Below are 11,222 nucleotides of genomic sequence, written 5' to 3' on the forward strand. Positions count from 1 at the left end.
GTTGGAAGGTGCGTTTGCAGGAGAGACAGCGATAGCGTTGATGGCCTGCCTCACCTTTGCCGTGTTTTTTGACGTATTCAACTTGCTGACAAAACCGACATTTCACTTCAACTGTCGCCATTTTATTTCCCCACAAAATGGCTATTATACACCTAAATCAACGGGTTGAATACACGACCGCCAATACCGACTGATACGCCCTAACCACAATCATAAACTTTGAAAAGAATGACAATACATGAGACACCCAATACAAAACGAAATCACCTTTCCAGAAGGCTGGTTTCTTTTCATTAATGGCTAAATCCCCTTCTATTGCGTTCATGGGTGCATTTTCACCGATTTTGCAGAGGCAGGAAACTTAATTGGTTATAACAAAAAAAAACGGAATTTATTTCAAATTCACCTATTAATCTACTGAATTCAGAGGAAATGAACCGCCGCTGGGAACCTATATCTAACCATCCTAAAATACAATTACACCCACAATTCCGATTATTTTAGCCGCCAGTGTTTATGTAGACATCAAACGTCCAATGCCACCGGGAAAATACACACCGCAGGTACAACAATGCATTCATGATTTTTTACCTGCGTCAAGAAAGATTGCACAGATGAAATTATGGCCTTAATCATGTTTCCCATGGATAAAAACGAAGAGGAAGATATGTTTGATCTTTGTAAACTGTACTATGGACATTATGAAAGCTGACAGGGATCTTTTTCCTTTCTTTTCAGCTCAAAAATATGATATCAGCTTCACTGTACCCAAAAGTGTGAGTTTATAAGTATGAGCCATACTCATAATGAAACGGTTATGTGATCACTATTGAAACAATCGGAAACTATTAATCATGACATTGAATCAACGAGAAATAGGAACTCCATTAAATGTATAAGTACAGCATTGACAATGAATAGTAATATCATTTTCGGATAAATTAGCATTGACCTTCCTTAAAATACCTGATTCATCAACGAACAACCCACTATAAAAACTGGATTCCCCACAGCGGATATAATCTCTTTGTTCATGCTTATGCAACGCAACCATCCAGAATATAGGTTCTGGTTTGTCCAGTCGTTGAACGGCTTCACTGTAAATCTGATCCCATGTTTTACCAACTTTACTCAATAAGAACATAAAAAGTGGAGTGTAATCTAAACCGCGCTTTTGCTTGCTTTTCATGGGCAGAAAATATGGCATATCCTCGCTGATTAATTTTCGTTTAGCTCTCTCCCACCGATATTCGCCACCATGATGAAAAACAGAATGTGTTGTTGTATTCACCCGCCGATAAAGTTTATTTTTTACACGATTTAATTGATGATTTTTCATTTTTATATTGTCCTCAATTCTTCAGGCGCAAGAACTAATTTTCTCTAAATTTATTGTTTTTATTAAATATTGCAAACTATAAAGTTAAAAAATTAATCTAACAGTGATTTTTATCCATGTTATTAGGTATAACTTCTTAGATGAAAATATAGACGGTCACGTAAAGCGAAAGAAAAGGCCAATGCAAAATCTCCACTCAGCAGTGGAATGCAAGTATTGTAAAATGAGATATTCATCACATTTGTAACAGCGAGCTAATGAAGTTGAATGCCAACTAACCTAACCGATTGCGTAAGTAAATGGGCAATATCACTACCTCCTCTAAGAAAAAACTAGAACTTGATCGTTATCAACAATCTCCTATAAAAATACAAAAAATAATAACGAAAATGCACTGATGACATTATTAATATTTATAGATAAAAATAGGAATCATGTAACCCACAAGACATTAGAACAAATATTACCCACATTAAGATAATTGTCCGTACATTATTTTAAATAATGACCAAAACCATAAAAAATAAGAATCTTGTTTTAAATTTACATTTCTATATAATTCGCCCCCATTTCCTGATACCTGTCATTGATAATTTATTATGCCTCTTAACTTTTCAGGCAGAATATCTGCTTATTCTGCGGGTGTATTGTGTCTTATGCTGCTCACCATTGCAGGGCAATCAACAGCATCATCGTTAATCAGTCCGGTTGATCAAGACGCGATTACCCAGCAACAAAAAGACCTGTTACAACAAGCGCAACAACAACGTGATGATATCCGTAATAGTGTGACGTTATCTCCGTTAACCACCTCGATACCCGATGATGACGGATCACTCTGTCATCCGGTTCATCAGATTCGGTTTGAGGGGGCTGAGAATCTCTCTGCCTCGGTGCAGCAAACATTGTCTGAACCTTACTTATCCCGTTGCCTGACGGCCGGTAAAGTGCATGAGTTAGTCCGCAAAGTCTCCAATGTCTATATCGAAAAAGGTTATGTGACTTCCCGTGCTGGGTTAACCGAGCAGGATTTATCCAGCGGCACTCTGATCATTACAGTGACGGAGGGTAAAGTTAACACCATCCAACTTGATGGTGAAATTCCCTTTGCCCTGAAGATGGCTTTTCCAAATATGATTGGAAAAACACTTAACTTACGGGATATTGAGCAGGGTATGGAGCAGTTAAACCGTCTGCCTTCCCAGCAGATAACCATCGATATCCAGCCTGCCGAACAAGTCGGATATTCTGACATTATTTTAAAGCGGAGTACGGCTCAGTGGCCCATTGATGCCAGTCTGGGCATGGATAACAGCGGGCAAAAAAGTACCGGAAGAGAACAAATTAATGCCTCGTTAGGGCTGGATAATCCACTGCATCTTGCTGACCGGTGGTCAGTCTCTGCCAGCCGCAATAGCGACTTCCGTCATAACCACCAGAGCTGGAGTGTGACATCAGGGGTGTCAGTTCCTTATGGCTACTGGTCATTCGATTATCAGTACGCCCGAAACAGTTCATTTCAGATGCTCCCTATGGTGGGAACAAACGGTTATCGTCAGGAAAGCCGGGGACAAATTCATCAGTTCAAAACCAACCGGACGTTATACCGTGACGGTAAACAAAAACTGGCCCTGAATATGGGGATAGCTCGCCGCCAGACGTCCAATATGGCAGCCGGAGTTAAGTTTGCCATTAGCAGCCCGACATTAAGCACAGCCAGTCTGGGAACGAATTACAGTACTACGCTGGCAGGGGGCTATATGACATTTAACCCGACATTCAGTCACGGTTTAACACTCTGGGGCGCAACGAAAGATGACACCAACAACCGTCACGTGCCCCGAAGCCGGTTCCGTAAATTCAGCCTGAGCAGTAGCTATTTTGTTCCCGTCACCGACGATATCTATTACCTGACTTCCCTGTATGGGCAATTTACACCGGATAATCTGTATGCCGCAGAGCGCCTTTCATTAGGCGGGCAATACTCTGTCCGGGGGTTCAAGGAGCAGAACCTTATCGGGAATAACGGGGGTTACTGGCGCAATGAACTGAACTGGAAAGTCGCCAGACTGCCGGTTCTGGGTGAGCTTTCTGTCAATGGGGCGCTCGATACCGGCTGGCTGGCAAGCAGTAAAAAAAGACAAATAGAAGGAGGTCATGTTACCGGAGCCTCACTGGGGCTTTCACTCAGTCACAACCGGATGAACCAGAGTGTCACACTCGGCAAACCCCTGGCTTATCCTGCTTATCTTCATCCCGACCAGTGGGCTATCTACTGGTCTGCGTCACTGCATTTTTAATCAAAATACAACAATAAATAATGTGGACTTTAACTTCATGAAAGAACAAGAAAAAGAGAAAAGCCCCGGCCTTCTGGTCAAGGGAACCAGTTACTTTTTGATTTACCTGACTGGTATCTACCCGCTGAACTCAGCGGTGGCCGGCGGGATTACGCCGGATAACACACAAACACAAATACAGCACAACGGCAATGTGCCCGTGGTGAACATTGTTGCACCGAATAGTGCCGGCATATCACACAACACCTATAAAGAGTTTAACACCGGCACACAGGGCGCCGTCCTCAATAACGCCACTCAAGCCGTGAATTCTCAGCTGGCCGGTCAAATCAATGCCAACGCCAATCTGCAGGGCAAGGCCGCCGAACTGATTATCAACGAAGTGACCGGCAGCAGCCGCTCTGAATTACTGGGGCAGCTGGAAGTGGCCGGTCAGAAAGCCAATGTCATGATAGCCAATCCCAATGGCATCACCTGTGACGGATGCGGATTTATTAATACCTCCGGTGCCATCCTGACGACCGGTAAACCGCAATTTGATACACAGGGTGCGCTGGATGCACTGACGGTGACAAAAGGCCAGATTACCATCGGTGGTAAAGGACTCAATGGCCAATCCACCGACTATGTGGATATTATCAGCCGGGCCACGGAGCTGAACGGCAAAATTCAGGCCAATAACCTGACATTGACTCAAGGGGCTAACCAGATCTCCTTCAAAGACGGCACAGCAAAAACCCTTGCCGGTGAAGGGGCTGCCCCTCAACTGGCGGTCGATACCAAAGCGCTGGGCGGGATGTATGCCCATAAAATCCGCTTAGTGGCTACCGAGGACGGAGTCGGGGTCAACCTGAACAATCTCACCAGCACGCAGCAGGATATTACGCTCAGCGCCAGCGGCAAAATAACTCTGGGGTCTATTCAGGCCAAAACCGACTTAAATGTGGGCGCCAAGGCCATCCAGATTGCCGTTGATGTGCCCGTGCAAGCAGAACGCAATATCGTCCTGGCAGGCGACTCGCTGGAAAATAAAGGCCGGGTGACGGCCGGGCAGGATATGCGGCTGTACAGTGAGAAAGTCAGCAATATCGGAGCACAGGCCCTGCTGCAGGCCAATAATAATCTGTGGGTGCAAAAAAATGCCGCCGGTGAAAAAAACACCGCAGTTGAGAATAAATCCGGGACGATTAAAACCAACAGTGGTGATATCATCATCCGTACCCAGCGCCTGAATAATGAACGGGAAAATCTTCAAATCACCCCACACACTCAGCAGGTAAATGTTGAGAGTAAAATAAAGGAAGGTTCCGTTGATTTTACTAAACCTATCTACATCGATGTCCCCCATAACGACACGAAATTAGAATACACGAATTTTTCAGCAGCAATGAGCAGTAATCCGGCCGTGATTGAATCCGGTAATAACGCTTATTTATACGGTGATAATCTGCTGAATAAAAGCAGTAATATATCCGCTAAGCAAAACTTAATCCTGACAGGGACACATTTAGAAAGCAATGGGACTGCTTTAGGGGTATTAGAAAAATATAAGGAATACTTTGGCGCAGAATATGTGAAGGATATTTTGAGCAAAGATGTTTCAATATGGAAAAGTAATGGGATTTTAGCTTCCACATTACGTGCCGGGAATAATTTGGTTGCTGATTTCAAAGAGACAATACAGTTCAAAGATAAATTACCCGATGAGGCCAGCCGTATTGACCAGATAATCTCTGATAATAATCAAATCTCTTTGAATGCAAAAAATATCTTACTGAATGCCAAAGATATTGATATCTCAACCGGGATAAACGCAGACAACGATATTACTATGATTGCGGACAATACGGTTAAAACCTCGTTGACCACCTTAACTTCCGGAGAAAACGTTGCTATTACTGCACTCGGCAATATTAATGTATTGCAAAGCCAGTTGAAAAGCAAAAACATTGCGTTAATGAGCCATCTGGGTGAGTTAGCGGTAAAAAATGCGTTAAGGGCTTTTTATTCAGATAATACCCGTTGGTTAAATAAAATCGAGGCTTCCGGTGAGTTAAACCTGTCGGCCGGTAAAAATATTGATATCAAAGATACGTTATTTTCATCCAAAAGTCACAATATTGCATTCAATGCCGGTAAAGATATTACGATTGAACATAGCGATGAAATATTGAACCACCACAACGTTATGCAGCCGCTTCCCGTTGAAAAAGAAGCAGAACTGTTTAAAAGTCTATCTCCGCTGGCAACACTCAATGCATCCGGTTCAATTTTAATGAATAGCGGGGAAAATCTGTCTTTAAACCGGGTCAATTTAGAGGCAGATAAGGATATTGAACTCTATGTCGGAAACGATTTTAATCATTATATCACCGCTATTAATCCGAAAAGTTTTAGAATTTCGACTATCACAAAAGCTCCAGACCTTCAGGCTCATATTCGGTCTGGGAATAACCTGTTGATTAATGCACAACATGATATCACCTTAGAAGGTTCAGACATTATCACAAAAGGCTCAGCCAGTTTATTAGCCGGAAATTCAATAAATTTACTATCAATACCTTATTCTTTTTTTAAGGAAACGATGACAGATATCATGAACCATTTCGTTCCTTTTAAAAAGCCACCTGTAGATATGAACTATATTATTACAACCATTAAGGCTGACAAAGATATACATTTGACATCCGGTGGGAAACTTTTAACAGAAGCGGCAAAGCTATCGGTCAATGGTAATATTATTGCATTTTCTGACGATAATATGAGTTTTGAATCACTCACTATTACGGAGCGCAGTTATTCCAAAAATACTGGCCTTGTTGAAAAAATAGTTAATGAAGTTTCTGAACTCACTGCCGGTGGACTGTTAAAGTTAGCGACAAATGGCAGTATTTTATTTGAAGCAACAAAATTAACCGCGAAAGGATTAGGCGCAATTTGGAAAGATCCTGTGCCGGTATCAAACCACAGTGGCCCGGTAGTTAACGCAGAGTCTAATGTACGGAGTGCTCAGGAAAAACTTGAAATCATTCAACGAGAAAAAACGCCTGTAGAAAAAGAAGTGAATGATTTAAAACTGGCAATTGAAGAAGTAGAAACTAACATTAACCATTTTTATGCAACTAAAGGAAAAAATGACAAGTCTCGTGAAAAACTGGCAGCATTTTTTATAGAACAAGCTACTAAAGAGAATCGCGAAAAATTAGCACCTAAACTGGTTCAACTGACTGAAATCGAAGCCCGATTGACTCAGGCGAAGCATGTTTTAGAAACCGCCAGTCAGCAATTAGCCCGGGCGAAGCAGGACGCCCAGGCCAAAGGCGATTCGGAGGCGAAGTTACAGGCCGATATCGAGGCCCATAACTACGCCGAAGCCATGCGTATCGGAACCATCGATGTGGCCGCCAAAGGCGGATATTTATACGCCAAAGCACAGCAACATTCCGAAAAACGGGAAATCACCCGCAAAAGTGCCGGAGGTTTTTTTAGCAGTGGCAAAACCACCACAGAAATCAGCCAAAAAACCGGCCATGACGTCAGCGAATTTGTTGCGGCAGGCAACCTGACCATGCTCAGCCATGGTGACAGCACCTATGAAGCCAGCAAAATCGAAGCCGGTAAACATATCAGACTGATTAGCACACACGGTAAAGTGAACTTTACCGCCATGCCCAATACCTCCTTTGAGCAGATTACCAGTAGTTCGAAAGGGTTGTTCATTAAACAAGCCGGTCGCGGACATGATAACACCACCTGGACATTACCTTCGATAACCGCGGGCAGTTTATTAACGGTTGAGGCGAATGGCGGCATTCATGCAGATGTAAAGACACAAAAAGGCCAGTCTCTGCAGACGGCCCTGACGGTGCTGGGCGAAAATCCGGACACCGCCTGGCTAAAAGACTTAACCACGCGGCAGGATGTGCAATGGAATGAAGTTCAGGACGCTTATGCCAACTGGGATTACAGTCACCAGCAGTTAAACCCGGTTGCTGCTGCGGTGATAGCCATCGCCGTGGCCGCCGTGACAGCAGGTTCCGGGTTAGTTGTTGCAGCGGGCGCCTCGACAGCTTCTGCCGCGACAGGGGTCGGAGCTGCGACGGCTGCCACAGCCACGACCACTGGTGCGGTGGTGTCCGGTGCAACCATTGCCGGTATCTCATCGTTAGCCTCGAAAGCCGCGGTGACGCTGGTGAATAACCAAGGGAATTTATCCAAAACCTTTAAAGACCTGGGCAACAGTGACACGGTAAAATCCACTATCACATCAATGGCCATTGGCGGGGCGTTGGCCGGATTCGACCAGGCCATGGGCTGGAGTACGGCAAAAGAGGGGGTGAAAGAAGGCGCTGATGCCGCCGCCTCAGCCAAATCCAATATCCCGCTATTAAGTCAAGGGGCCGACTGGAGCCAGGTTGCGAAACGGGTTGCCGGGCAGTCCATCATCAGTTCTGGTTTAAATACCGGTATTAATGGCGGCAGCTTTAAAGATAACTTTGCAACAGCACTGCTGTCTAATGTGGGTAATCAGATTAATGCCGAAGGGGCGAATGTTATAGGAGACTATGGCAAAGTACTGGGTGACCCAGGCAAGGCTATTGGTCATGCAGCAGTATCGGCTATTGCCGCCCATATCGGCGGTGGCGATGCAAGAGGTGCCGCCGCTGGTGCACTCGCTGCTGAACTTGGTGCACTAACACTGGCGAAGACTTTTAATGACCCCGCTCAGGTTCTGGCAAGTGGCAAAATTATCGGTGGTATTGCTGGTGCATTTGCCACAAACAGCGCAGAGGGTGTTAATAGTGGTGCCAATGCCAGTGAAATCGTGCTGGAATATAACTTCTTTTTGCATGACCTGATGGAATTAGATAAGGAAGTCAAGGCGGCGAAACAAAAAGGGGAAGACACCGCCTCTATCATTGAGAAAGCGCGCACTAAACGGGCTGAGGAGCGAGAGTCCGTTAAAGCCGAGTGTCTGGACAAGCCAACGATGTGCTCTTTTGAACTTAGCGAATTTGCTAACCAGGCATTAGAATATGCCGATACGTTGAGCGGCAGACTGTATTTTGATAAGAGTGTGATTGCATTCACATTTGAAGAGACGGCAAAAGATAACGCTATCCTTGAAGAGTATACCAATGGGGCCGGTCAGATACTGATGTATGCTCTTAATGGTGCAAAATCGCTGAGTGGTGAAGAGACAAGGTTTTCGATGACAGGGAAAAGCATCAGAACGAACATCCATAATCCGCAAGCCAATCAGCACGGCGATTCCTCTAAAGGGCCTGTGTATATTGTCGACTCAGGGAAGAAAAGAGCCTGGGATACACAAATGAACAACCCAGAGCCCAATGCAACTTACCATGTGGATGGGAACAAAACCTACCGTACTGACTCATTAAGTCGGCCGGTTAGCGTTGAAGCATCATTAACTCTGTCAACTAATGACCGTAACACCTATCAGCAGCGCAAAATGGGTCATCAGGGGAATCCGGGCGATGATGGCGGCCATTTAATCGGATCGATTTTTAATGGACCGGGTGAAAAACTGAATATGGTGCCGATGAATGCCAGCTTAAACAGACATGGTGACTGGAGAAATATGGAAAGAAGCTGGCATGATGCGTTAAAATCCGGTAAGACCGTGGATGTAAAAATACAACCAATTTATACTGATAACAGCAAGCGTCCAGTCAGTTTTGATGTTACCTATAAAATAGGTGGTGAAGCGCCAATACAAGCCAGCTTTAATAATGACTAAGAATATTTCTGGGAGTAATAAATGAGTTTAGACGATAAGATATATGCCGAAATGGGTCAGCTCCTGTACAACGCAGCCCCGGATGATGCAAAAAAAATCATTATGGATGCAAAATTATCCTTAGATGGTAATTGCTGCCAATTCAAATACGATTATATCAATGATAATAATGATAAAAATTGGTTTTTATCCGATGGACTCACAAATCATCAATTAAGAGAACTGTTAGTTTCACTCAGGCAATTTTTTGTCGAAAACATCCATTCGGAACAACCACCGCATTGGTCAGGCTGTATAGTGACCGTGGATGTGGAAAAAATGAAGATCAATGTTGACTTCAAATACGAAGACTAACCTGAACGCGATCCCGGCACCGTGCTGGGATCTTTCTTTAAAAACCTACCTTCAACCCCCGTGCCATATCCATCTTCCCTGCCACCAGAACAGCGGCTTCCAGTTCACTGCACTGATGTTCCCGCATTAATGCCCGTCGTTCGGCTTTTTCTTCTTTTTCTGTCATGCCCAGTGCCAGATAGAGGCTCGGTGGTACGACCCGGAACAGGGCTTCAATTTTTTTCGCCAGCACTACCCCTTCAGTATAACAGCGGGGCAGTTTACTGGCGGAGAGCAACACCGCTTTTTGCTCTTCGGTCAGCTTCTTAAACCGGGCAATCTGCTCCACTTCATCCGGCGGCATGGTGAGACACAGCCACCATTCGGCCATATTCAGCATCTTTTCAGCGGTATCCGGGTAGTCCGCCAGGTTTTGTGTGGCGAGCCACAGCCAGGCCCCCAGTTTACGCCACATCTTGACCACCTTGGTCATGTAGGGGGATAACAGCGGGTTGGTGGTGGTGATATGGCCTTCGTCAATCACCAGTTGCAGCTCACGGTCCTGATACTGATCCCGTTCGGCGAGGTTATTGACTTTATTAATCAGTGACACCATCGCCAGTGCCATCTGCGCCGAGTAATTCTCCCGCGCCAGTGTGCCCAGATCAATCAGGGTGACATCCACTTCCGGCCACGGCGCACCGGGACGGTTAAACAGTTCGCCTTCAAACCCCTGGGTAAACATCGACATGGCGCTGGCCATTTCATCGGCCCGTGCCCGCCGGTGAGCAGTGATTAACGGCTGGCCGTGGTCATCCTGCTGATGATTACGGGCAATGGCATACAGCGCGTTCTGTAAGTCTGATGCCACCATTTGGCGCGACTCGTCAAAACTGGTCTGGGCGGCCTGCATAATGGCTTCACGGATTAATCCCCGATCGGAACGGGTCAGGCGTTCTTCCTCTCTTTTCTCCCCGCCGGTGATCATCAGCCGGGCGGCAATTTCCATCTCGCCCAGAATATCACGCTGTTCATCCCCCTCTTCTTCCGGCGGTTCATCGGTATCAGGAATATCGGCTTCATGGATGCGCAATTGGTCGGGACTGAGTTGCAGCAACTGACGGGCATCGGCAAACAGGGCCAGACTGACGCCACAGCCCGGTCTGATGCCGATTTTATTCACCGTCAGCCCCAGACTTTCGTAGTAATCGGCCAGCAGGCCAAAGCTGTTACCGGCTTCGACAATAAACAGGCGTGGCCGGTGTATTGCCATTAACTGGATCAGCGAGGCACACAGGGTGGCAGACTTCCCTGCCCCGGTCGGGCCAAACAGCAGCAAGTGGGCATTCTGGGTGCGATCCTGTTTGTTCATCGGATCGAAAGTCAGCGGTGCCCCGCCGCGGTTAAAGAAACTGAACCCCGGATGCCCGGTGCCGGTTGAGCGCCCGGTCACCGGCAGTAATCCGGCCAGATGCTGCACCCAGGTCAG

General features: G+C 45.7%; 6 protein-coding genes. 3 read left to right on the forward strand and 3 right to left on the reverse strand.

Annotation, left to right across the window (positions count from 1 at the left end; genetic code table 11):
- Together Xinn_RS18460 and Xinn_RS18470 are read right to left on the reverse strand one after the other, a co-directional pair.
- Positions 1 to 121, reverse strand: a 121-nt coding sequence (locus Xinn_RS18460) for an IS1 family transposase (RefSeq protein WP_169923615.1), incomplete at its 3' end; no start/stop codon positions are given.
- A 744-nt stretch (positions 122 to 865) separates the two neighbouring features.
- On the reverse strand, positions 866 to 1,339 hold the full coding sequence (locus Xinn_RS18470) for a hypothetical protein (RefSeq protein WP_086955713.1): 474 nt from the start codon (positions 1,337 to 1,339) through the stop codon (positions 866 to 868).
- 599 nt (positions 1,340 to 1,938) lie between these two features.
- On the opposite strand from Xinn_RS18470, the gene Xinn_RS18475 reads away from it, so the two are divergent.
- The 3 genes from Xinn_RS18475 to Xinn_RS18485 are packed head-to-tail and all read left to right on the forward strand — an operon-like array spanning position 1,939 to position 9,754.
- Complete coding sequence (locus Xinn_RS18475; RefSeq protein ID WP_086955712.1) at positions 1,939 to 3,639, forward strand: ShlB/FhaC/HecB family hemolysin secretion/activation protein; 1,701 nt, start codon at positions 1,939 to 1,941, stop codon at positions 3,637 to 3,639.
- Between the two features lie 37 nt (positions 3,640 to 3,676).
- Positions 3,677 to 9,400: a DUF637 domain-containing protein gene (locus Xinn_RS18480; protein WP_086955710.1), complete on the forward strand. Its 5,724-nt coding sequence runs from the start codon at positions 3,677 to 3,679 to the stop codon at positions 9,398 to 9,400.
- A 21-nt stretch (positions 9,401 to 9,421) separates the two neighbouring features.
- On the forward strand, positions 9,422 to 9,754 hold the full coding sequence (locus Xinn_RS18485; RefSeq protein ID WP_086955708.1) for a hypothetical protein: 333 nt from the start codon (positions 9,422 to 9,424) through the stop codon (positions 9,752 to 9,754).
- Between the two features lie 37 nt (positions 9,755 to 9,791).
- On the opposite strand, the gene Xinn_RS18490 is transcribed toward Xinn_RS18485, so the two are convergent.
- Positions 9,792 to 11,222 (reverse strand): conjugative transfer ATPase (locus tag Xinn_RS18490; RefSeq protein WP_099137727.1); only part of this gene is annotated, 1,431 nt, incomplete at its 5' end.

The organism is Xenorhabdus innexi, assembly GCF_002632485.1.
Taxonomy (GTDB): Bacteria; Pseudomonadota; Gammaproteobacteria; order Enterobacterales; family Enterobacteriaceae; genus Xenorhabdus; species Xenorhabdus innexi.

Bases quoted from the DNA above. Each gene is read 5' to 3' on its own strand.
- Xinn_RS18470 (WP_086955713.1), bottom strand. From the start codon at position 1,339: ATGAAAAATCATCAATTAAATCGTGTAAAAAATAAACTTTATCGGCGG.
- Xinn_RS18475 (WP_086955712.1), top strand. From the start codon at position 1,939: ATGCCTCTTAACTTTTCAGGCAGAATATCTGCTTATTCTGCGGGTGTA.
- Xinn_RS18480 (WP_086955710.1), top strand. From the start codon at position 3,677: ATGAAAGAACAAGAAAAAGAGAAAAGCCCCGGCCTTCTGGTCAAGGGA.
- Xinn_RS18485 (WP_086955708.1), top strand. From the start codon at position 9,422: ATGAGTTTAGACGATAAGATATATGCCGAAATGGGTCAGCTCCTGTAC.